This window comes from Dictyoglomus sp. SSW (assembly GCF_055181335.1).
The window spans coordinates 1,178,351-1,199,720 of the sequence record NZ_CM143705.1 but is presented as its reverse complement, the minus strand read 5'-3'; the positions used below and the strand labels follow the sequence as shown (position 1 = coordinate 1,199,720).

21 protein-coding genes and 4 tRNA genes are annotated in these 21,370 nt (G+C 32.8%); 7 read left to right on the top strand and 18 right to left on the bottom strand.

Annotated elements, in window-relative coordinates:
• Nucleotide 1: 1 nt before the first annotated feature.
• The 4 genes from miaB to ACY3JM_RS05755 are packed head-to-tail and all read right to left on the bottom strand — an operon-like array spanning nt 2 to nt 3,603.
• A complete protein-coding gene (gene miaB, locus ACY3JM_RS05770; protein WP_463082150.1) occupies nt 2-1,324 on the bottom strand; it encodes a tRNA (N6-isopentenyl adenosine(37)-C2)-methylthiotransferase MiaB in 1,323 nt (440 codons plus the stop codon).
• A 1-nt stretch (nt 1,325) separates the two neighbouring features.
• A complete protein-coding gene (locus ACY3JM_RS05765) occupies nt 1,326-2,756 on the bottom strand; it encodes a histidine kinase N-terminal domain-containing protein (protein ID WP_463082151.1) in 1,431 nt (476 codons plus the stop codon).
• Complete coding sequence (argR, locus tag ACY3JM_RS05760) at nt 2,757-3,248, bottom strand: arginine repressor (RefSeq protein ID WP_463082152.1); 492 nt, start codon at nt 3,246-3,248, stop codon at nt 2,757-2,759. It abuts the gene before it with no gap.
• Entirely contained in the window at nt 3,211-3,603 is a 393-nt protein-coding gene (locus ACY3JM_RS05755; RefSeq protein ID WP_463082153.1) for a Fur family transcriptional regulator, read from the bottom strand. Before ACY3JM_RS05755 ends, argR begins: the two co-directional genes overlap by 38 nt.
• 113 nt (nt 3,604-3,716) lie before the next feature.
• Here ACY3JM_RS05755 and ACY3JM_RS05750 point away from each other — a divergent pair, with 113 nt between their 5' ends.
• The gene (locus tag ACY3JM_RS05750) at nt 3,717-5,237 is read left to right on the top strand and encodes an amidohydrolase (RefSeq protein WP_463082154.1); all 1,521 of its coding nucleotides are present in this window, start codon (nt 3,717-3,719) and stop codon (nt 5,235-5,237) included.
• Here the strand turns inward: ACY3JM_RS05750 and ACY3JM_RS05745 are convergent.
• From ACY3JM_RS05745 to ACY3JM_RS05700, 10 genes are all read right to left on the bottom strand, one after another.
• Nucleotides 5,219-6,616 carry an NAD(P)/FAD-dependent oxidoreductase gene (locus ACY3JM_RS05745; protein ID WP_463082155.1) on the bottom strand — a complete coding sequence of 466 codons (1,398 nt, stop codon included), beginning with the start codon at nt 6,614-6,616 and terminating at the stop codon, nt 5,219-5,221. The genes ACY3JM_RS05750 and ACY3JM_RS05745 overlap by 19 nt on opposite strands.
• Nucleotides 6,613-7,437 (bottom strand): DUF4388 domain-containing protein, encoded by an 825-nt coding sequence (locus ACY3JM_RS05740; RefSeq protein ID WP_463111121.1) that lies wholly within the window; start codon nt 7,435-7,437, stop codon nt 6,613-6,615. The genes ACY3JM_RS05745 and ACY3JM_RS05740 overlap by 4 nt, the downstream gene beginning before the upstream one ends.
• Nucleotides 7,438-7,458: 21 nt before the next feature.
• Nucleotides 7,459-7,535: transfer RNA gene (locus tag ACY3JM_RS05735), tRNA-Arg, on the bottom strand.
• Between the two features lie 66 nt (nt 7,536-7,601).
• Nucleotides 7,602-7,850, bottom strand: a complete 249-nt coding sequence (locus ACY3JM_RS05730; protein ID WP_463082157.1) for a metal-sensitive transcriptional regulator — start codon at nt 7,848-7,850, stop codon at nt 7,602-7,604.
• 3 nt (nt 7,851-7,853) lie between these two features.
• A complete protein-coding gene (gene gltA, locus ACY3JM_RS05725; RefSeq protein ID WP_463111803.1) occupies nt 7,854-9,248 on the bottom strand; it encodes an NADPH-dependent glutamate synthase in 1,395 nt (464 codons plus the stop codon).
• Complete coding sequence (locus tag ACY3JM_RS05720) at nt 9,223-10,074, bottom strand: sulfide/dihydroorotate dehydrogenase-like FAD/NAD-binding protein (RefSeq protein WP_463082158.1); 852 nt, start codon at nt 10,072-10,074, stop codon at nt 9,223-9,225. The genes gltA and ACY3JM_RS05720 overlap by 26 nt, the downstream gene beginning before the upstream one ends.
• Before the next feature lie 72 nt (nt 10,075-10,146).
• On the bottom strand, nt 10,147-10,842 hold the full coding sequence (locus tag ACY3JM_RS05715; protein ID WP_463082159.1) for a hypothetical protein: 696 nt from the start codon (nt 10,840-10,842) through the stop codon (nt 10,147-10,149).
• Nucleotides 10,843-10,874: 32 nt separating this feature from the next.
• Nucleotides 10,875-10,949 (bottom strand) — tRNA-Ala (locus ACY3JM_RS05710).
• A gap of 17 nt (nt 10,950-10,966) precedes the next feature.
• Nucleotides 10,967-11,042 (bottom strand) — tRNA-Cys (locus ACY3JM_RS05705).
• 19 nt (nt 11,043-11,061) lie between these two features.
• Nucleotides 11,062-11,136: transfer RNA gene (locus tag ACY3JM_RS05700), tRNA-Gly, on the bottom strand.
• 153 nt (nt 11,137-11,289) lie between these two features.
• Between ACY3JM_RS05700 and ACY3JM_RS05695 the strand changes: the two genes are divergently transcribed.
• From ACY3JM_RS05695 to ACY3JM_RS05670, 6 genes are all read left to right on the top strand, one after another.
• Nucleotides 11,290-11,622: a hypothetical protein gene (locus ACY3JM_RS05695; RefSeq protein WP_463111120.1), complete on the top strand. Its 333-nt coding sequence runs from the start codon at nt 11,290-11,292 to the stop codon at nt 11,620-11,622.
• Nucleotides 11,600-13,393 (top strand): ABC transporter substrate-binding protein, encoded by a 1,794-nt coding sequence (locus ACY3JM_RS05690; protein ID WP_463111119.1) that lies wholly within the window; start codon nt 11,600-11,602, stop codon nt 13,391-13,393. Before ACY3JM_RS05695 ends, ACY3JM_RS05690 begins: the two co-directional genes overlap by 23 nt.
• A 75-nt stretch (nt 13,394-13,468) precedes the next feature.
• Nucleotides 13,469-14,533 carry an ABC transporter permease gene (locus ACY3JM_RS05685; protein WP_463082161.1) on the top strand — a complete coding sequence of 355 codons (1,065 nt, stop codon included), beginning with the start codon at nt 13,469-13,471 and terminating at the stop codon, nt 14,531-14,533.
• Between the two features lie 10 nt (nt 14,534-14,543).
• A complete protein-coding gene (locus ACY3JM_RS05680) occupies nt 14,544-15,929 on the top strand; it encodes an ABC transporter permease (protein ID WP_463082162.1) in 1,386 nt (461 codons plus the stop codon).
• Nucleotides 15,930-15,940: 11 nt separating this feature from the next.
• Complete coding sequence (locus ACY3JM_RS05675; protein WP_463111118.1) at nt 15,941-16,909, top strand: ABC transporter ATP-binding protein; 969 nt, start codon at nt 15,941-15,943, stop codon at nt 16,907-16,909.
• Complete coding sequence (locus ACY3JM_RS05670; RefSeq protein WP_463082164.1) at nt 16,902-17,888, top strand: ABC transporter ATP-binding protein; 987 nt, start codon at nt 16,902-16,904, stop codon at nt 17,886-17,888. Before ACY3JM_RS05675 ends, ACY3JM_RS05670 begins: the two co-directional genes overlap by 8 nt.
• A gap of 9 nt (nt 17,889-17,897) precedes the next feature.
• On the opposite strand, the gene ACY3JM_RS05665 is transcribed toward ACY3JM_RS05670, so the two are convergent.
• The 4 genes from ACY3JM_RS05665 to aroF are packed head-to-tail and all read right to left on the bottom strand — an operon-like array spanning nt 17,898 to nt 21,362.
• Nucleotides 17,898-18,206, bottom strand: coding sequence for a YerC/YecD family TrpR-related protein (locus tag ACY3JM_RS05665; RefSeq protein ID WP_463082165.1), 309 nt, complete (start codon nt 18,204-18,206; stop codon nt 17,898-17,900).
• Nucleotides 18,184-19,491, bottom strand: coding sequence for a 3-phosphoshikimate 1-carboxyvinyltransferase (gene aroA, locus ACY3JM_RS05660; protein ID WP_463082166.1), 1,308 nt, complete (start codon nt 19,489-19,491; stop codon nt 18,184-18,186). Before aroA ends, ACY3JM_RS05665 begins: the two co-directional genes overlap by 23 nt.
• 3 nt (nt 19,492-19,494) lie before the next feature.
• Complete coding sequence (locus ACY3JM_RS05655) at nt 19,495-20,337, bottom strand: prephenate dehydrogenase (RefSeq protein ID WP_463082167.1); 843 nt, start codon at nt 20,335-20,337, stop codon at nt 19,495-19,497.
• A complete protein-coding gene (gene aroF, locus ACY3JM_RS05650; RefSeq protein WP_463082168.1) occupies nt 20,334-21,362 on the bottom strand; it encodes a 3-deoxy-7-phosphoheptulonate synthase in 1,029 nt (342 codons plus the stop codon). Before aroF ends, ACY3JM_RS05655 begins: the two co-directional genes overlap by 4 nt.
• Nucleotides 21,363-21,370 lie beyond the last annotated feature (8 nt).

Here is a 21,370-nt window from a genome sequence, read left to right as displayed (position 1 = left end):
TTTAATCATTCACCTCTCTTACAACTTCGCCTTTTAGAGACCATAATCTAGCTTCTTTTATTTTTACCACTAATAATTTTCCAAGAAGGGATCTATTACCTGGGAAAAATACAAGACGAAAATTTTTTGTCCTACCGCTTATTTCTTCTGGATTTTTAGGATTAATTTCTTCAGCAAGTACTTCTTCTTCCTTTCCTATCATACTTAAGTTTTTTTCATATATTATCTTTCTTTGAAGATTTTCTAATTCTTCAAACCATTTCTTTTTGGTTTCAAAAGGAATTGGATCTTCAAAATTAGCTGCTGGAGTTCCAGGCCTTGGGGAGTAAATAGCTAAATTCACAGTATCAAATCTTAGCTCTTCTAAAGCTCTTCTTGTAGCTTGAAAATCTTCTTCTGTTTCTCCAGGAAATCCTACTATAATGTCGGTTGAAAAAGACGAATCCTTGATTTCAGATCTTATTTTATATATTAAATCCTTATACTCTTGGTAAGTATATCCTCTACCCATTCTTTTCAAAACCCTATCAGATCCAGCTTGTAATGGTAGATGCCAATGCGGACAAACTTTAGGAAGTTTTGCCACTTTTTTAATGAGCTTATCAGTTACATCTCTTGGATGGGAAGTAAGAAATCTTATTCTCTTAATATTAGAGATCTTATGAATCTCTTCCAATAGATCCGCTAAATCAACATCACCAAGATCTTTACCATAAGAATCCACATTTTGTCCAAGAAGAGTTACTTCTACAACACCTTGTTCCGCCAAATATTTTGCTTCCTCTACAATATCTTCTAATTTTCTACTCCTTTCTCTTCCTCTAAGATAAGGTACTATACAATACGTGCAGAAATTATTACATCCATAAATAATAGGTATCCAAGCTTGAAATTTACTATCTCTCTTTATAATTTTCCAATCCAGGTCCTCTGGATAAGGCTCGTCATCAAATAATATAACTTTTTTATTATCTTTTAGTTCTTCTAATATTTCGGGAAGTCTTATAAATTTATAACTTCCTAAAACAAAATCCACATGAGAAAATTTTTCTGCAAGTTCATCTTTCATCCTTTGAGCCATACATCCAAAAACTCCAATTTTTAATTCTGGATTTCTCTTTTTTAACTTTTTGAGTTCTCCCAATTTACCAAATACCTTCTCTTCCGCTCTTTCCCTTACAGAACAGGTATTCAAAAGTATAAGATCCGCATCTTCTTCCCTATCAGTAGGAAGAAAACCTAATTTTTCAAGTATACCTGCCACTTTCTCCGAATCTGATTTGTTCATTTGGCAACCATAGGTAATTATATGATACTTAGGCATATTATTCGTCTCCTCTTGAAAAGATCAACTTAATTTTTAATGTATCATCTACTTTATCAATATCTATTTTACCTCTAATTTCATCTACTAACATTTGAACCAATTGAAAACCTAAACTTCCTTTAGATGAAAGAAGCTCTGAACTTTTTGTTTCTTTATCTAAAAGAGTATTTGTCACCTCTAATATTATATACTTATCATCCTGATTTATGGAAAGGATAATTTCTGTAACTATATCTTCAGAAGTGCCATGCTTTACTGCATTTTGTAACAGCTCATTCATAATTAAACTTACTGATGTGGCTTTCTTAGATGATAAGAAAATATTTTTTTTGTTTTTTTCAAATTTAAAATTACAAGGAAGCTGCTGATAAGTCTGCTTAAATGCATTAAGTAATTTTTCAGCCACCTCTATGATATCAACTCTATCTTCTTCAAATTTAGATAAAGATTCATGTACTAATGCAATACTATTTATTCGATTAATACTTTCTTGTAGTGCTATCTTGGCACTCTCAGAGTCAAGTCGCCTCATTTGTATCCTTAAAAGACTTGCTATAGTTTGCAAGTTATTTTTTACCCTATGATGAATTTCCTTGATAAGTACTGATTTAAAATTTAATTCCCTTTCCTTTTGACGAAGCTCAGTTGTCTCTTTTATTAAATAAAATATTCTCCATAGAGAATTATCCCCTTTTGAAACTGGAAGTATTCTCTTATAAAAACTTCTTGTTTCTTCGCCATATTCTTCAAAGAGTTCTTCCCCATATGCCTTAACAGTACCCATTTCTTTATAAGCATCTACGAATTTATAGAAGAAAGGATCTTTAATTTTTTTTCCCAAGATATTTCCCACTTCTCCAAGAGTTCTAAATAGTCTCATTCCAGCCATATTAGCAAAAAGCACTATACCATCTTTATCAAGGATTAAAACCCCTTCATTATCTAATAGTGGGTCCACATATCCTTTCCAACTTAGTTCTTGCTTAATAAAAGATTTTATTAACCAATGGGATGTTTCTTTGAATACCCTTGAATTATAAGGAAATTCATTATGTATTAAAAGATTTCTCTGTATCTTAAGAATTCCTATAATCTTTCCTGATTTTTTAATAGAATAAAACTCCTCTTCTACCGGAAATCCTCCTATTACAATATCAGTTTTTCTTATCTTTGATTTATCGGAGTATATTAGCTTAAATATCTCTGGCTCATCTTCAAAAAATATAAGCTTTCCCACTTCTTGCCTCAAAGAAATTGGAGGTACTACCTTAGGATGAGCCTCCGATATTAAAACAACAGCAGATAAATCCCAGATAGGTTGATATAAGTAAAGATCTGCTCCTAATAAATCAGAAATCAGATATAAATAGGGTAAATAGTCTTTAAATTCTTCAAAAAGATATATGGTATCTTTTTTATTATTAAGCATTTACTCCTGTAAATTTTGAAGTTTAGATAATGCTACTTGTATTTTCTCCTTAGTTCTCAAAACTATTAATATCGTATCATCTCCTGCTACACTACCTACAAAATAATCCCAATCTTTCATAAAATTATCTAACATAAAGGCGACAGCCTGTGCATTACCAGGTAAAGTTTTCACCAAAATAAGATTTTCTGCATAATCAATGTTTATCACGACCCTTTTGAATAGGTCTTTTAAGGATAGTAAATTGAAATTATTCTCCGGAATAATATATCTTTTTCCAAACTCAGTATTTTGTCTTATGACTCCTAATTCTTTAAGATCTCGAGATAAAGTAGCCTGTACCACATTAATGCCTTCTTTTTTTAAGGCTTCCATTAACTCTTTTTGGGTACCTATATAATTTTGTTTTAAAATAATTTTGATTTTTTCTAATCTTTCTCTTTTACTTAAAATATTATCTACTCCTTTTTGCACATCCTTCACAAATACCATAAATAATCATATGAAAATCTACATCTTTAAAAGAAGTACTTTTCTCTATTTCTTTCCTAATCATTTCACTATTTAAATTTTCTCCCTCCCAATCTTCAACCTTCCCACAGATCTTACAAATTAAATGATGATGAGGTACTATCTTTGCATCATATCGGGCGACTGCACTTCTATCATAAAATTTTAGAGCCTTACCCTCATTCACTAAAAGCTCTAAAGTTCTATAAACAGTACCCAAACTTATTTTTGCTCCTCTTCCCTCTGCTCTTCTAAAAACAGTAAGAGCATCTGGATGATCCATACTCTCCATTAAAATCTCCGAGACTAATTTCCTTTGTCTTGTTTCTCGTTGCATAGCTTTTTTCATCTCCTTTCCATATTAAAGTTTAGATTATAATTATTATTTTGTCAAAATAATCTATTTTTTGTGATATAATATTTCAAAATAAAAATCAATAAGGAAGATATATGAAAAAATATTTTCTTAAAGCTCAAAAAATATATTCATTTGACCCTTATTTTAACATTTATTCTTGGATTTTAATAGAAAATAACAAAATTATAGATTTAGGAAACGAATCCTTACCTTCTGAAACTAATATACCCATATATAATTTTGAAGAAGGCTATATATTACCAGGATTTATTGATTCTCATGTTCATCTTTCATCCACTGCTATCAGTGATATTTTATTGGATTTAAGTAATTTTTCATCTCTAAAGGAAATAATTAAAGCTTTAGAAGCATTAAGAGATTCAATGCCAGAAGGTGAATGGATTATTGCAAAGGAATTTGATCCTGAAAATATGGAGGAAAAAACAAATATTACAAAAGAAGATTTAGATAAATATTTTCCAAAACATCCAGTTTTAATAATAAGAAAAGACGCACATTCAAGTATTATAAATACAATAGGAGAAAAAGTTCTAAACTTAGATTTATCATACTCAGAAGGCGAAATATTAACAGGAAGAGATCATCAGATAGTGGTTGGAAAGGTTTATCAAAATATTGAACCTTCTTTATTGGTAAAAGGTATTTTAAAGATATTAAAAAAATCAGCAGAAAAAGGTGTCACAACAATACATGCCTTAGAGGGCGGATACACATCCCCTCCCAATATTCCTCAACTTTTATTGGGATTAAGGCAATATTTTCCAATAGATGTACTCATATATTACCAAACAACCTCTATAAAAAAGGTAAAAGAACTTGGCTTAAATCAAATTGGGGGATGTCTTCTTGTAGATGGTTCTATTAGCAGTATGACTGCAGCTTTGTCGGAACCATATAATGTAGATAACGAAAATTATGGCGTCTTATACTGGGATTTAGACTCCTTAATAAACTTTATCAGATCTGCCCATAACGAAAACTTACAAATAGCCTTCCATGCTGTAGGAGACAGAGGAATTGATCTTCTCCTCAAAGCTTATAAGAAGGTATTAAAAGATTACCCTAAAAAAGATCACAGACATAGGATAGAACATTTTGAATTACCTAAAAATGAACATATAAAAATGGTAGCAGATTCAGAATTAATGTTATCTATGCAACCAAGCTTTTTATACTTTTGGGGAGGAGAGGGGAAATTATATGAGGAATTTTTAGGAAAAGAGAGAAGTAAAAGAATAATACCATTAAAAAGTATTATAGAGAATAATATAATTGCTGGAGGTGGATCTGATAGTTCAGTAACTCCTATAGATCCATTTTTGGGTATTTATTCTGCAGTCAATCATCCAAATCGAGAGGAAAGTATATCTATAAAAGATGCTATTAAAATGTTTACTTTTAATAGTGCTTACATTGGTTTTTTGAATAATGAAAAAGGCTCTATTGAAAAAAATAAACTTGCTGATTTAGTAATATTGGATAGAGATCCGTTAGATATAGACACAAAAGATATTTTGGACATAAAAGTCTTAGCAACCATCTGTAGAGGAAGATTTGTATATAAAAATCCTTCTTACGATTTTAATGAATAAGAAGTAAGCCTCCTAAGAATTTCTTGTCCAACTACTAAACCTGAAACCGATGCTTGCATAAGACCTCTTGTAATTCCTGCACCATCTCCTATAGCAAATAAATTTTTAATTTCTGTTTCAAGTGAAGAGCTTAATTTTACTCTTGCTGAATAAAACTTAACCTCTACACCGTAAAGAAGAGTATGTCGAGAATAAACTCCTGGAGTAACTTTATCTAAAGCTTGAATCATCTCAATGATATCCACTAAATATCTATAAGGTAATACCAAACTTAGATCTCCTGGAACTGCATCTTTTAAAGTAGGAACAACCATTCCTTTTTGTAATCTATCCCATGTGGATCTTCTTCCCGCTAATAAATCTCCTAACCTTTGTAATATAACCCCATTACTTAATAGATTGGCAAGACTACCTATTGCTCTACCATATGCAATTGGGTCTTTAAAAGGTTCGGTAAAATTCTTTGAAACAAGAATAGCAAAATTTGTGTTTTCAGTTTTCTTTTCAGCAAAACTATGTCCATTTACCGAGATTATTCCTTCATTTTGTTCCATTACTACCTCACCATATGGATTCATACAAAATGTTCTTACCTTATCATCAAAAGTTTTTGTGTAATATATAAATTTTGCTTCATATAATTCATCTGTAAGTTCCTTCATAACTGCTGCAGGAATTTCCACCCTCACTCCTATATCTACAGGATTTATGACCCAAGAAAGCCCAATTCTTTTACCTTCTTCAGAAAACCATTTAGATCCCTCTCTACCAGGAGCAACAATCACAAAATCAGCATAATAAATTTTTCCATCCTCTAATTCTACACCCTTAACTTTATTTTCCTCAACAATAATTCTAATAACTTGCCTATTCAAAATAACATCTATTTTATCCTTTAGATATTCATACATGTTGAGTAATATAGGTGCACACTTTTCAGTACCGAGATGTCTAATAGCATAGTAGACTAATCTTAAATCTGCTGCTATTGCTTTTTTATGAAAATACGCAAACTTATCAGGATCTGGTTTTACAATAGGTTGATCTGCTCCAAATTCGGTATAAATTTCGTTTACATCATCCATCAATTTTATTAGCTTTTGCTCGCCAATATAATCCTTTAACCAACCACCAACCTCAGTTGAAAAAGTAAGTTTACCATCACTAAAAGCACCAGCTCCACCCCATCCAGATACAATATTACACCTCGGGCATAAAACACATCCTTGTCTATTTACAATAGCTGGACATATCCTTCTACTGGTAATATCTCCTTTTTCTACCAGCAAAATTTTAAGGGGCTTATTACCCCTTACTAAAGAAATGGCACTGAATATACCTGCTGGTCCGCCACCAACTATAATTACATCATACTTCATACTGGATACAAATTCTCCTGTGATAATCTTGGCAGATATTCAAGACCTTCTTTCAATCTCACTCTACCACCTTTAACTAATTTTACAAGTTCCGGTATAATTTTACCTCTTTCTTCTTCAATTTCCAAGAGGATTTTTTCCATATTCATCTTTCCATCCATAATCTTCAGCACCTTTTGGACTGCAGGATCATTAGATGAAACGTTACCCACCTTCTCAGGCACCACATACCGCAAATTTACAAGATCTCTTAATGCAAGCCTCCCTGATTCTAAATTATTTAATACTACATCTATAGCCAATAATGTGCCTAATCCACTTATTCTTGCAATTGTAGCAAAATCTCTCCTACCATCTATATTTGATAAAATGAACCTTTCCTTCTCTTCGGGTGTCATATTCTCTGGATCTTTTCTTAAAAGAAGTATTTGAACATTTGATGGTATAGCAAGAGATGGATTAGGAAAGAAAGGAACGACTGTAAGGGATCCTAATTTTTTTGTTTTTTCTTGCCACTCATCCATAATTCTTGCTGCTTCTAAAACTAAAGCTTCAGGAGACATAGATATAGCAACAGGAACATCTATATTTGTTTCTTCCACAAACTCAAAATTTCCATCATCCCAAGTAAATAGCTCAAGGAAAGCCGACATTCCTTTAAGTTTACCAACCTCGCCATTGATTACTCTTCCGTCTTTAAAATAAAGAATTCCTTTCTTAAAAGGTTTATTAACGATGAGTTTACCAGTAGAAAATTTTCCAGATAGTATCTGTATCAAAGAGACTAAATCGAATTCTTTTAAATTACCAGTAAGTGGCATATACCTCTCCCCTCATATATATGGTGCGCCCGAGAGGACTTGAACCTCTAACCTACGGATTCGTAGTCCGCCGCTCTATCCTGTTGAGCTACGGGCGCACTCTTCTAGATTGATTATAAAATGTTTTTTTTTAATAAGTCAAGAAAGTTAATGACTCTTATTTATTAGAACAGTGATTGAAGATCTCTTAATAATTCACTTATCTCGTTTTCTAAATCTTTATCTCCTTCAGCAAGACATTTTTTTGCATAATTTTCTACTAACAATACTCCTACTCTCTTTAAGGCAGATCTCACCGCAGCAATTTGAGAAATAATCTCTTTACAGTCCCTATCTTCCTCTATCATTCTTTGAAGTCCTCTAACCTGCCCTTCTATTCTTCTTAAAGCCACAAGATAATCTTTCTTATCCAATGTTTAATTCTCCTCCAATAAATGTTTAATAATACTCCTTGCTGCTATTTTTCCTGCACCCATAGCGTTTATTACCGTAGCTGCACCGCTTGCAATATCTCCTCCTGCATAAACCCTTTCTTTAGATGTTTTTCCTGTTGTTTCATCGATTATTATAGTTCCACGTTTGCTTATAGCTAAACCTGGAGTAGTCATACTTATTAGTGGATTTGGTACGGTTCCTATAGCTACTATTATCATATCTAAAGGGAAAAAGAAGTTTGAATGGGGAACAGGAATTGGTCTTCTCCTCCCACTACTATCTGGTTCTCCCAATATCATTCTTTGAAGTTCTACACCTATTACTCCACCATGTTCATCACCAATAAACTTAACAGGAGCAACTAAGAAATTAAATCTAATTCCTTCTTCCTTTGCATGGATGATCTCTTCATATCTTGCAGGCATCTCTTCCTCAGTACGTCTATATAAGACATGAACTTCTTCTGCACCTAATCTTAGAGCTGTTCTTGCAGCATCCATAGCTACATTTCCTCCTCCTATTACACCCACTCTTTTTCCTATTTTTATCGGTGTGTCATATTCAGGAAATCTGTATGCTTTCATAAGATTGACCCTCGTTAAAAATTCATTAGCAGAATATATACCCACAAGATTTTCCCCAGGTATATTCAAAAACTGAGGAGCACCAGCTCCCGTACCTATGAATACTGCATTGTATTCCTTCAAAAGCTCATCTATGGTTATAGTCCTTCCAACAACTATATTTGTGTAAATATTAACCCCTAAATTTTTAACATATTCTATTTCTGCTCTAACTATTCTTTTAGGAAGTCTAAACTCAGGTATTCCATAAATTAAGACTCCTCCAGGTTCATGGAAAGCTTCAAAGATACTTACATTAATTCCCTTCTTCGCTAAATCTCCTGCTACTGTAAGCCCTGCAGGGCCAGAACCAATTACCGCTACTTTTTTATCATACCTTTTCTCTATTTTGGGAATTTCTATACCTTCTTTTAATTCGAGATCTGCAACAAATCTTTCTAATCTACCAATTGCTACTGGTTCTCCAACTTTTTTTAAAGTACATAGTGCTTCACATTGGTTCTCCTGAGGACATACTCTTCCTGTTGTAGCTGGAAGATTATTAGTCTCCTTAATTTTTTTAATAGCCTCATCATATCTTCTTTCTCTTATAAGTCTAATAAAACTGGGAATATCAATATTTACAGGACATCCTTTTATACAAGGAGCACCCTTACATTGCAAACATCTACTTGCCTCAATTAAAGCTTGCTCCTCAGTATAGCCTAATGCCACCTCATCAAAATTCTTAATCCTTTCTTTTACTGGTTGTTCAGGCATCGAAGTTTTAGTCTTTAGAACTTTCAATTCTATTCGCCTCGCTTTCTTCAAGAATCTTTAGAGCGAGCATCTCTTCTTCCTTATAAGTCTTTAACCTTAATAAAAGTTCGTCAAAATCAACCAAATGCCCATCAAACTCTGGACCATCCACACAGGTAAACTTTATCTCACCACCCACAGTAACTCTACATCCCCCACACATACCAGTACCATCCACCATTATAGGATTAAGACTTACTATAGTTGGCACATTATATGGTCTCGTAACCTCAGAAACTACCTTCATCATAATAGTAGGACCTACAGCCCATATTCTATCTATTTTCCTATTTTCTAATAATTCCTTAAGTACATCAGTAACAAGCCCTTTTCTACCCAAGGTACCATCATCTGTTGTAATATAAGCTTCATCTACTAAATTTTCAATTTCATCTCTATAAATTACATAATCTTTACTTCTTCCACCTATAATACTTATTACATAATTTCCATAAGATTTTAGAGATTTTAATATAGGAAAAAGTGCTGCTATTCCTACTCCTCCTCCCACACCAATTACTACTCCGTATTTATCTATTTCACTTGGTTTGCCCAGGGGGCCAACCACATCAAGTATATATTCACTCCTTTCTAATTTTCCAAGAAGTTTTGTAGTTTTCCCTACTTCTTGAAAAACTATTGTAATACTTCCTTCTTTTTCATCTTTATCTGCTATAGTTAAAGGAATTCTTTCACCTTTCTCATAAACTCTTATTACAACGAATTGCCCTGCTAATGCCTTCTGAGAAATTAAAGAAGCTTTAACTTTAATTAACTTAACTCCTGGAGCTAATATTTTCTTGTCCAATATTTCAAACAAGAATTAACCCCTCCTTTTTTTTGAGAAAAAGTATAGCATCAAAGGATAAACAAGTAAACCCAAATGGGTATATTATGCTTTTGGAGGAGGCGATTCTATAAGAGGAAAATTTTCAAAAAACATAACATTTACATTAATCTCTTCTATCGTTATTTTAAATGATTTGGGTAAGTTGCTATAAGTAAAAAGAAGGATAAAAGAAAATGATTCTTTAGTTTTTAGAATCTTATTTATTGGAATATATATCAAAGAATCACCTAAAAGTTTTCTAAAAATATCATCATTGTTTAATAATTTTTCTTCGCTACGAGAAACATTTTCTAACACAAAAATTGCTTTACTTAAATCTAATTCCCTCGTCCCATTATTGTATATACTTACAAAGAGTGGTAATGTTTTATCATATAAATAATAATCAAATTTAGGATAATTCTTAAGATTAAGAACAGAAACTTTTAGAGGATAATTTATAGCATAACCATAATGAAGGTTAAAAAAATTAAGATTTTTAGCATTAATCCTAACACCTTCAATGTGCAACCTAACCAAGTTTTCCTGAAGCTCTAAATAATTTGCCGTTTGATACAGCTTAGTATAATAATCTACTGCAATATTCCAAGCCACATAACTATTATCAGGATTCTTCCAAAATCTATCTTCTTGGTCTTTTGCTATCTTTAATAATACATCATCATTCTTACCTTCAGATATGGTAAGAAGTCCAAATAGAATCATGATAAAAAGTGGAAAGAGTTTTTTTATAAACATATTTTCTCTTCTGAAAGAATATCAATAAAAATTGGTGGAGCTGGGGGGACTTGAACCCCCGACCTCTTCCGTGCCATGGAAGCGCGCTCCCTCTGCGCTACAGCCCCACCAAGATTTTTCAAATTGGAGGCGGCACCCGGACTCGAACCGGGGAATGGGAGATTTGCAATCTCCTGCCTTAGCCGCTTGGCGATGCCGCCACAAATTCTAAACAATTTTTGGAGCGGGCGACGGGATTTGAACCCGCGACCCTCGGCTTGGGAAGCCGATGCTCTACCTCTGAGCTACACCCGCCTTCCCAAGTATAAAATCAACTCATTTCTTAATAGAGAATAAATTCTTTTTTAAATTTTGTCAAGAATCAATTAAAATAATTATTTTGGTTGACAATAATTTATTTTCTTATTATTATAAGAATTAAAATTATCTTCATCGGGAGGTGTTAAGATGCCAAAGAGAGGTATTAGGGTTCTTTTATTAGTAGTATTTCTTTTAGGCCTATTCCTCTTATCTTCTCAAGCACAAACCGTTAATGTGAATCCAAATGGATGGCTTGACCAAGTAGCCTTCATTCCTGAAAAGGATATGGCAAAGGCTGTAGAAATGATGTCCAAAGGAGATATTGACATATATTTCAACGAAATAAGTGACCCACAACTTTTCAAGAGAGTCAAAGAAGATCCAAATTTAACCTATGGAACATCTTTTGGACTTTATTATGAACTTACCTTTAACCCAGTAGGACCAACCTATAAAGATGGAAAGATTAAATCCATTTAGTAATAAGAGAATTAGAGAAGCAATGAACATAGTAGTAGATAGACAATATATAGTGGATGAAATCATGGGAGGACTTGCAGAAGTAAAGCTTTTACCTCTCAATAAAGGTTTTCCAGAATATGAAAGATATAAAGACACTATAGCAGGTTTGGAGAAACTCTATAAATATGATTTTGCAAAAGGCAAAAAGATCATTGATGAAGAAATGAGAAAGATGGGAGCAGAATTAAAAGGTGGAAAATGGTACTATAAAGGAAATCCTGTAGTAATAAAATTTATCATCAGAACTGAGGATAGAAGAAAACAAATAGGAGATTATGTATCAACACAGCTTGAAAAATTAGGATTTACAGTAGAGAGAATGTATAAAACATCAAGAGAAGCATCTCCACTCTGGGTAAGAGGCAATCCTGAAGATGGCCAATGGGATGTCTATACAGGCGGCTGGATAACAACTGTCCTTTCAAGAGATATGGCAGATAACTTCAGATTCTTCTATACACCAGATTCTGAAATGTCCTATTCTCCACTTTGGAGAGCTTATAAACCAGATAAAGAATTTAGAGATATAGCCAACAAACTTGCTCAAAGAACCTTTAAATCTATAGCTGAAAGAAACTACTTAATGAGAAAAGCCTTAGAACTTTGCTTGAAAGATTCAGTAAGAGTCTTTTTGATAGACCAAAAGGCTGCATGGGCAAGAAGAAAGAATATTGATATTGCAGTAGATTACGCAGGTGGAAATTCATCAAGAGCATGGCCATACACATTGAGGATTGTTGGAAAAGAAGGCGGAAGTGTTAAAGCAGGAATGGCTGAAGTAATAATTGACCCATGGAACCCAATAGCTGGATCTAACTGGGTTTATGATACTATTTTCTGGGAAGCAACTTTTGGAAGAAACTGGATCTACCATCCATATACAGGTCTTCCTATACTCTTTGGAATCAAGAGTGCAGATCTTACTGTTACAGCCGATGTTCCTACATTCCCCAATAAAGGCTCAGAAAGCTGGTTGAAATTTAAGAAAGTTAAGATTGTTACTGTCCCAGATGATGCATGGTATGGTTGGGATGTAAAGAAACAAACTATGGTTACTGTAAAAGAAGCTGGTGTAAAAGAAGCTAAAGTAAAAGTAGTAATTAACTATGGAGATGTTATTGGTAAGGATAAATATCATGACGGAACAGTTCAAAGTATTGCAGATTATTTAGTAGACTTTATTGTAGGCTTTGAAAGAGCAAGTAAAGATAGCAAACTTTACGATGAAAGTTTTGTGGACTACTTCAATTCATGGAGAGAAAGTTTTGTGGCTTGGAAAATTGTAAAAGAAAATCCACTTATCATCGAATACTATACTAACTATGCTGAACTCGATGCAGAATTGACAGCTCTCTGGCCAACTACCTCTGTATTATTCCCATGGCATGCCCTTGCAATTGGAATAAGAGCAGAAGAAGAAGGTAAACTTGCCTTCTCTGCTGATAAAGCTGAGTCCCAAAAGGTAGAATGGATGAACTACATTGGCGGACCAAGCTTAGGAGTACTTAAAGAAATGCTTGATAAATCACAAAAAGATAACTACCTACCATTTAAGAATTTCGTAGGAAAATATGTAAAAGAAGGAGAGATCAAAGAAAGATATAACGCTCTTGCTAACTGGTATAATAGATTTAAACATTTCTGGGTAAGTAATGGTCCATACTATCTTGAAAAAGCAGATACTGTTGCCCATACAGTTCTCTTAAAGAATACTAAATTTTTGAAGTAAAATATAGTATAATATAAACCCAGGGGAAAAAATCCCCTGGGTTTTTTTTTTTGAACTTTTATAAAAAGGAGGTTGATGAAGATAAAAGAGCTTAAAAAAGTACTTCTATATTTTCTTAAAAGAGCAGTAGCAATTTTTATTACCGTTGCTATCGCTATTTATTTAACAATAGTAATAGCAAATGCAGGTGGATATGTAGATAAAATTGTTGAAGATGAAATAAGAATGAATGTCGCAATGAATTTAAGAAATGATCCCACAGTACGAGGATATACTGATGAACAGAAACAAAAGATCATTGAAAGTAGAGTAAGAAATGAATTAAAAAGAAGAGGCCTTGACCAACCCTTTTTAATAAGAAGTATCTATCATTTGAAGAGAGCATTACTCTTGGACCTGGGTACTGCTACTACCATGACCAGTGATAGTGGATCAATGCTTGTAAAAAACATTATCTTAGAGAGAATTCCTTTATCTGTATTACTTTTTACAACTATTACCCTTTTAGAATTTTTAGTAACTTTATATCTTGGTCTAAAACTTTCAAGAAAATATGGTTCCTTTTTTGATAAATTAATAGTATATTTGTCACCCCTTTCTACCATTCCAGGATGGTTTTATGGAATTTTTCTTATAATGATTTTCTATTCATGGCTTCATATATTACCCCCAGGTGGATTTATGGATTTTCCACCCCCCAACGATATTTTAGGAAAAGTATTAAGTGTTTTAAAGCATATGATTCTTCCTGTTTTTTCATGGCTTTTAAGTTATCTTTTCTTGGGAACATACAGCCAAAGAAACTTTTTCCTCATATATTCCACAGAAGATTATGTAGAAGTTGCTAAGGCTAAAGGACTTCCTGATAAAGTTATTGAAAGAAAATATATATTAAAGCCTGCCCTTCCACCTATAGTGACCTCTTTTGCTTTAGCCCTTATATCTTCATGGATGGGAGCAATAGTTACAGAAAGTATTTTTAACTGGCCAGGATTAGGTATGGTTCTTTCTCGAGCTATAGGATCTTTTGATGCTCCAGTGATAGTAGGAATAACTGTAATATATGCATACCTTTTAGGAGCTACTGTTTTACTCTTAGACTTTATTTATGCTCTAATTGATCCAAGAGTTAGAATATGAGGTGAAAAGTATGGATAATATGGAATTTACATCATCTTATAGTTTAAAAGGAATAATAAAAGAAGTTATTAAGAGTAAGGCTGGTTTATTTTCCCTAATTATATTTTTTATATTAATTGTACTCTCTATGTATGCATATTTGAGCATGCCTTATAATGAGGTTAAGACTTTATGGAATGATAGTCAGGTATGGCTTAAATATCCGAGAAATGCAATACCCTCCTGGTGGGCTTTATTTACAAGGAAAAATCTTCCCAAAAACATAAATCTTAAAGAACCTAAGATTGAGACTATATCAGATAATCCTAAGATTCTTAAATACGAGTATAGTTTTTCTTATTTTTATGATGATTTTCCCAGTGAATTTAATATATTCCTTAAAAGCAGTTATAAAGACACCCCACCAATTTTAAGATTTTATTGGATAAATTCAAAAGGAGATAAAATTTTTCTTTTAGAAAAACAACAAAGATCAGAAACAGATACTTTTTATTTAGCAAATGAATCATCTATTGAAGAAAATTTAACTAAATATATTCAAGACAAGTTGGGATATTATCCTCCTTTTCCTGTAACTACAATGAAAGGACTTTTTATTGAACCTAATGAGAACCAATCTATTGCCAAGGGATCCTATTCTTTTATAATTGAAGTGCAATTTTCAGATAAATCAGATACCATTGAGATAGAACCTATAATATATGGAAAGGTCTATGGTATAGCTGGAACTGACCACTTAAGAAGACCCTTAGAATTAGGAATATTGTGGGGGATGCCTATAGACCTTGCCTTCGGTTTAGGTGCTTCTTTAAGTATTACTATTATTCATCTAATTCTTGCAACAATAAGTGGTTGGTATGGTGGTATTGTGGATAACCTAATTCAAAGACTTACAGAAATATATATGCTTCTTCCATTTCTACCCCTCATGATCATGATTTCTTTATTCTATAAATTAACCATATGGAAACTACTCGTTGTATTAATAATATTAAGTCTTTTTGGGTCAGGTATAAAAACACAAAGAGCTATGGTATTACAAGTCAAAACCTTACCATATATAGAAGCTGCAAGAACTTATGGGGCAAGTAACATGAGAATAGTGTTTTTATATATTATTCCTAAAATCCTACCACCTGTAATTCCTGGTTTAATAATAAGTATACCTTCATATATATTTTTAGAGGCTATCTTATCCTTATTTGGAGTATTAGATCCAACAGAACCAACTCTTGGAAGAATTATTGAAGAGGCATTTCAAAATGGAGCCTTATATAAAGGATTCTACTATTGGGTAATAGAACCATCCATCATAATCATTCTTATGGCTATTTCCTTTGCATTGCTTGGATTTGTAATTGATAAGATAGTAAATCCAAGACTAAAAGAGATATAGGAGTGAAGAAAATGGCAGATGTAGTACTTAAGCTTGATAATTTTTCAGTATCTTATAAAACTCAAAAAGGAAGTTTAGAGGCAGTAAGAAATGTAAGTTTTGAATTAAAAGAGGGGGAAACTTTAGCTATTGTTGGAGAATCAGGTTGTGGAAAGAGTTCTCTTGCAAGAGGTATCCTAAGACTTTTTCCAAGAAATCTGGAAAAAGCAAGTGGAAAAATATATCTTGATGGTGAAGATATTTTATCTTTAAAAGAAGATATTTTCCGTAAAAACGTACTATGGAGTAAAATCTCTATGGTTTTTCAAGGAGCCATGAACTCTCTTAACCCAGTATTAAAAGTCATCTATCAAGTTGCAGAACCATTAATAGTACATATGGGAATGGATAAGAATTCAGCCTTTAATAGAGCAAAAGAGATGCTAAGTTTCGTAGGTATTTCTGAATCCTTCGCAGAAAGATATCCTTTTGAATTATCTGGGGGTATGAAACAAAGAGTTGTTATTGCAATGGCATTAGTTACACATCCTAAGATAGTGCTATTAGATGAACCAACATCCGCTTTAGATGTTATTACGCAAGCCAACATTTTAAACTTATTAAAAATTTTGAAAAAAGAACTCAACCTTACATATATTTTTATAACCCACGATATAGCAACTACAAGTGAACTGGCAGATAAAGTAGCAGTAATGTATGCTGGTGAAATTGTAGAATTAAGCCCTTCTGAGAACTTTTATAATTTACCAGCCCATGGTTATACCATGATGCTTCTAAACAGTGTACCAACTTTAAAGACAATAAAAAAGTTAAAGTCTATTCCAGGATCTCCACCAAGTCTTATATCTCCACCAAAAGGATGTAGATTTCATCCAAGATGCCAATATGTTATGGATATATGCAGAGAAAAGGAACCTCCCATGTTTAAAAAAGGTGAAGAACATTATGCTAAATGTTATATAGGTGAGAGCCATGAATAATAATGAAATCTTACTTAGAGTTGAAAATTTAAAGGTTTGGTTTGAAATCAGGAAAACAATAATATCACAGCCTCTATACGTAAAAGCTGTAGATGGGGTAAACTTTGAGTTAAAGAAAGGAGAAACCATATCTTTAGTAGGAGAAAGTGGATCTGGAAAAACTACTCTTGGAAGAACAATTCTGAGGCTTTATGAACCTACTGATGGTAAAATTTTCTTTGAGGATAAAGATATTACAAATTTACCTTTTAAGGAACTAAATTGGTACAGAAGAGAAACAGGATTTGTACAACAAGATCCTTTTGGAGCATTAGCTCCCCATTTTACTGTTTATAGAATCTTAGAAGAGCCTTTAATTATTAATAAGATAGGAACACCAGAATCAAGAAAAGAAATGATTATAAAGGCACTGGAAGAAGTAAAATTAACACCAGTTTCGGATTTTATAAATAAGTATCCCCACATGCTTTCCGGTGGACAAATGCAAAGAGTTGTTATTGCAAGAGCTCTAATTATGAAACCTAAGCTAATAATAGCTGATGAGCCTGTATCTATGTTAGACGCATCTGTAAGAATTGAGATTTTAGATCTTCTAAGAGACATACAAAGGAACCATAATATGAGTTTAATTTATATAACTCATGATCTTGCTACTGTAAGATCATTCTCAGATTGGATTTTCATTATGTATGCTGGAAACTTAGTAGAAAGAGCGAAAACTGACGAATTACTAAATAATCCTTTACATCCATATACAAAAGCCCTTCTTTCAGCTATACCAGATCCAGATCCCACAAATAGGTTTAAACTAAGAGAAGCACCACCTGGAGAACCTCCAAATCTTATAAATCCACCAGAGGGCTGTCGTTTTCATCCAAGATGTTCTTTTGTCATGGAAATATGTAAGAAGGAAGAACCAAAGGAAATTAATATTGCAAAAGATCATTGTGTGAAATGCTGGTTATATAAAGAAGGGTAGGATTAAATCCTACCCTTCTTTTTTTATCAATCTATCTAATATAGTTTTGTAACCATCTGCTCCATAATATAGAAATTTTTTCACTCTACTAATAGTAGCAGAGCTTGCTCCTGTCTCTTTTTCGATCTCTTCATAAGATTTTCCCTCATAAAGCATTTTTGCGACTTTAAGCCTTTGAGATAACTCTTGAATTTCATTAATAGTACATATATCTTCAAGGAATCTTAATACTTCTTCTTCATTTTTTAAAGAAAGAATTGCTTTCACCAAAAATTTTACATCATCAACTACCCACTTAGGCTGATAACTCAATAACATTACCCCCTAACTGAGAAACAACCTCAACAAAATTAGGAAAAGAAATACTAATACTTTCACTTTCTACTATCGTTTCTCCTTCTGCTACTAAACCCGCAATAGCAAATGCCATGGCAATTCTATGATCATTAAAAGTATAAATCTCCGATCCTATAAGTTTAGAAGGACCATATACTACAAATCCTCCATCAATTTCTTCTGCCTTACCCCCCATTTTATTTATTCCATTAACTATAGCTTTTATTCTATCAGATTCTTTCACCTTCAGTTCTTCCACATCCTTAAAAACACTTTTACCTTTTGCCTGTGTTGCAATAATAGCCAAAATCGGGACTTCATCAATAAGCCTTGGTACAATGTCCCCCATAACTTCTATTGGTTCTATCTCTGAAAATTCCACTTTGATATCACCAACAGGTTCTTTTCCAGCCTCCCATTCCTTTAATATTTCAATTTTTGCTCCTGATTTTTTTAATACCTCCAACATACCTATCCGCGTTTGATTTAATCCTACACGTTTAATAACTATACTCGATCCTTCAGAGATTAGCCCTGCTCCAATCAAAAATGCAGCAGAAGATATGTCCCCTGGAATATAAAAATCCTTTGCCTCATAACCCTCTATTTTGTGAGTCTTTAGTGTCAAACCGTCTCTTTCCAATGGTAATCCTAAATATTCAAATATTCTTTCTGTATGATCTCTTGATAATGCAGGTTCAGTAACCCATGTCTCACCTTCAGCCAATAAACCAGCTATAAGAAGAGCTGATTTGACCTGAGCACTTGCTACTTTTAATATATGTTTGAAACCTTTAAGTTGGTTACCTTTTATAGCTAATGGGGGATTATTGTTATCATTTCTTCCCCAGATCATTGCACCCATATTTACCAATGGATCTATAACTCTTCTCATCGGTCTCCTTCTTAGAGAATTATCCCCTGTTATAACTGAAAACATGTTTGGTATACTGCTCAAAAGTCCCGTAAGAAGCCTAATTGTAGTTCCAGAATTACCTGCATCTAAAACATCCTCTGGCTCTTTAAAACCTTTAATTCCTACTCCTTTCACTTTTATTACTTTTCCAATAATCTCTATGTTTACTCCTAAGCTTTTCAAACAATTCAATGTGGAAAGACAATCTTGAGAAAACAAAAAATTTTCTATCTTAGCTTCTCCCTCTGATAGAGCAGAAAAAATTAAAGCTCTATGGGAAATAGATTTATCTCCTGGTACTAAAATCTCTCCTCTTAAAGATACACTCTTCTTAATAACAATTTTTTTCATATTTTACCCCTCAATTTTCATTCTTTTTTCTCTTGCTCTTCTAAATATTTCTTCTATTTTTTCGAAATTTTTATCCCTTAAATAGTTAATAAAAAAATCTATATTATTTTTAAACTCACAAAATACATTCAATATTTCATCATAGTTTTCCTTTATAATATCCATCCAAAGTTTAGTATCACTCTTTGCTATTCTTGTTGTATCCTTAAATCCTGTTCCAAAAAAATTAGTTGAATTTCTTATTGACGTATAAGCCAACAAATAAGCAACAATCTGTGGTAAATGACTTGAGTATGCAAGAATCCTATCATGTTCATATGGATCAATCAAAACTGGTAAGGCTCCTATATTTTCGATAAAATTCATCAAAGTCTCTATTTTATCTTTTTCTACCCCCTTAGCAGGGGAAAGAAAATAAATCTTGCCCTTGAATAAATCAGAAATAGCCCCATATGCTCCTGAAATCTCTCTTCCTGCTAAGGGATGTCCCCCTATAAAAACTTTACATAATAATTTATCATTATTTACAAAAGTCATAATTTTTCCCTTAGTACTACTGGTATCACTTATGATACTTCTTTCTGGTATATAATTCTTAAGCTCTAAAAGCACATCCCTAACCCCTGAAGGATATACTGATATAAATATTATATCCGTATTATATATTTCTTTTTCAATTTCAGATATATCGATAGAGATATGGCTAAAAATGTCTTTATCCTTCAGAAAATTTAATGTATCACGATTTGTATCAATTCCCCATATCTCTATATCTCTATTTTCTTTTTTAATTGCCATTGCTATAGATGTACCAATTAATCCTAATCCTATTATTCCTATCTTCATAATCTTCTACCTATAGCATTAGCTATGCTTTTTAATTCATCCATAAGTCTTCTGAAATCAGAGAAGGTTAAAGATTGAGGACCGTCTGAAAGAGCTCTTTCTGGATGCGGATGAACTTCAATTATTAATCCATCAGCTCCTGCAGCTATAGCTGCCTTTGCCATACTTGGAACATATCTAAAGTTTCCAGTCCCATGACTTGGATCTACAAATACAGGAAGATGGGTTTTATACTTTAAAGCTGGCACAATAGTTAAATCTAAAGTATTTCTTGAATAATCCGAAAAGGTTCTAATTCCTCTCTCGCATAAGATAACCTCCGAATTTCCACCTACCATTATATATTCAGCTGCAAAAAGAAATTCTTCTAAAGTAGCAGAAATACCTCTTTTTAATAGAACAGGTTTTCTTAATTTACCCACTTCTTTAAGTAAGGTAAAATTCTGCATATTTCTAGCACCTATCTGAATTATATCTGCGTACTCTGCTACTATTTCTAAATCTCTTGGATCCATTACTTCTGTTATTACTGGCAATCCATATTTTTGCTTTGCTTCATAAAGTAGCTTTAATCCTTCTATTCCAAGACCCTGGAAACTATAAGGAGATGTGCGAGGCTTAAAAGCACCTCCTCTTAAAACCTTAGCTCCTACACCTTTTACAAATTCTGCAATCTCAAATAGCTGTTCTTTGCTTTCCACGGCACAAGGACCTGCCATAATTACTATTTGATCATTTCCTATTTCCACATCAGGAGAAATTCTTATTTTTGTTCCTGAAGGATTAAATTCTCTTGTCACTAATTTATATGGAGATAATATAGGAATTACCTGCTCAACAAATGGTAATGAACTTATCTGTTCCATTATCAAAATTTTCTCTTCCATTCTCTTCTCCCCTATCGCACCAATAACAACTCTATTTTCACCTCTTGAAATGTGGGCACCATAATTAAATTCTTTTAATTTTTCAACAACTCTTTGGATATCTTCATCAGAAGCTTCTGCTTTTAATACAATTATCATTTTATTAC

What these genes read in the sequence shown, in the direction of transcription:
- aroA (WP_463082166.1), bottom strand. Translation starts at nt 19,491, where the DNA reads ATGAAAAAAATTGTTATTAAGAAGAGTGTATCTTTAAGAGGAGAGATT.
- ACY3JM_RS05695 (WP_463111120.1), top strand. Translation starts at nt 11,290, where the DNA reads ATGCCAAAGAGAGGTATTAGGGTTCTTTTATTAGTAGTATTTCTTTTA.
- ACY3JM_RS05740 (WP_463111121.1), bottom strand. Translation starts at nt 7,437, where the DNA reads ATGCCACTTACTGGTAATTTAAAAGAATTCGATTTAGTCTCTTTGATA.
- ACY3JM_RS05765 (WP_463082151.1), bottom strand. Translation starts at nt 2,756, where the DNA reads ATGCTTAATAATAAAAAAGATACCATATATCTTTTTGAAGAATTTAAA.
- ACY3JM_RS05750 (WP_463082154.1), top strand. Translation starts at nt 3,717, where the DNA reads ATGAAAAAATATTTTCTTAAAGCTCAAAAAATATATTCATTTGACCCT.
- ACY3JM_RS05670 (WP_463082164.1), top strand. Translation starts at nt 16,902, where the DNA reads ATGAATAATAATGAAATCTTACTTAGAGTTGAAAATTTAAAGGTTTGG.
- ACY3JM_RS05715 (WP_463082159.1), bottom strand. Translation starts at nt 10,842, where the DNA reads ATGTTTATAAAAAAACTCTTTCCACTTTTTATCATGATTCTATTTGGA.
- aroF (WP_463082168.1), bottom strand. Translation starts at nt 21,362, where the DNA reads ATGATAATTGTATTAAAAGCAGAAGCTTCTGATGAAGATATCCAAAGA.
- miaB (WP_463082150.1), bottom strand. Translation starts at nt 1,324, where the DNA reads ATGCCTAAGTATCATATAATTACCTATGGTTGCCAAATGAACAAATCA.
- ACY3JM_RS05665 (WP_463082165.1), bottom strand. Translation starts at nt 18,206, where the DNA reads ATGTTATTGAGTTATCAGCCTAAGTGGGTAGTTGATGATGTAAAATTT.
- ACY3JM_RS05755 (WP_463082153.1), bottom strand. Translation starts at nt 3,603, where the DNA reads ATGCAACGAGAAACAAGACAAAGGAAATTAGTCTCGGAGATTTTAATG.
- ACY3JM_RS05685 (WP_463082161.1), top strand. Translation starts at nt 13,469, where the DNA reads ATGAAGATAAAAGAGCTTAAAAAAGTACTTCTATATTTTCTTAAAAGA.
- ACY3JM_RS05745 (WP_463082155.1), bottom strand. Translation starts at nt 6,616, where the DNA reads ATGAAGTATGATGTAATTATAGTTGGTGGCGGACCAGCAGGTATATTC.
- argR (WP_463082152.1), bottom strand. Translation starts at nt 3,248, where the DNA reads ATGGTATTTGTGAAGGATGTGCAAAAAGGAGTAGATAATATTTTAAGT.
- ACY3JM_RS05690 (WP_463111119.1), top strand. Translation starts at nt 11,600, where the DNA reads ATGGAAAGATTAAATCCATTTAGTAATAAGAGAATTAGAGAAGCAATG.
- ACY3JM_RS05675 (WP_463111118.1), top strand. Translation starts at nt 15,941, where the DNA reads ATGGCAGATGTAGTACTTAAGCTTGATAATTTTTCAGTATCTTATAAA.
- ACY3JM_RS05655 (WP_463082167.1), bottom strand. Translation starts at nt 20,337, where the DNA reads ATGAAGATAGGAATAATAGGATTAGGATTAATTGGTACATCTATAGCA.
- ACY3JM_RS05680 (WP_463082162.1), top strand. Translation starts at nt 14,544, where the DNA reads ATGGATAATATGGAATTTACATCATCTTATAGTTTAAAAGGAATAATA.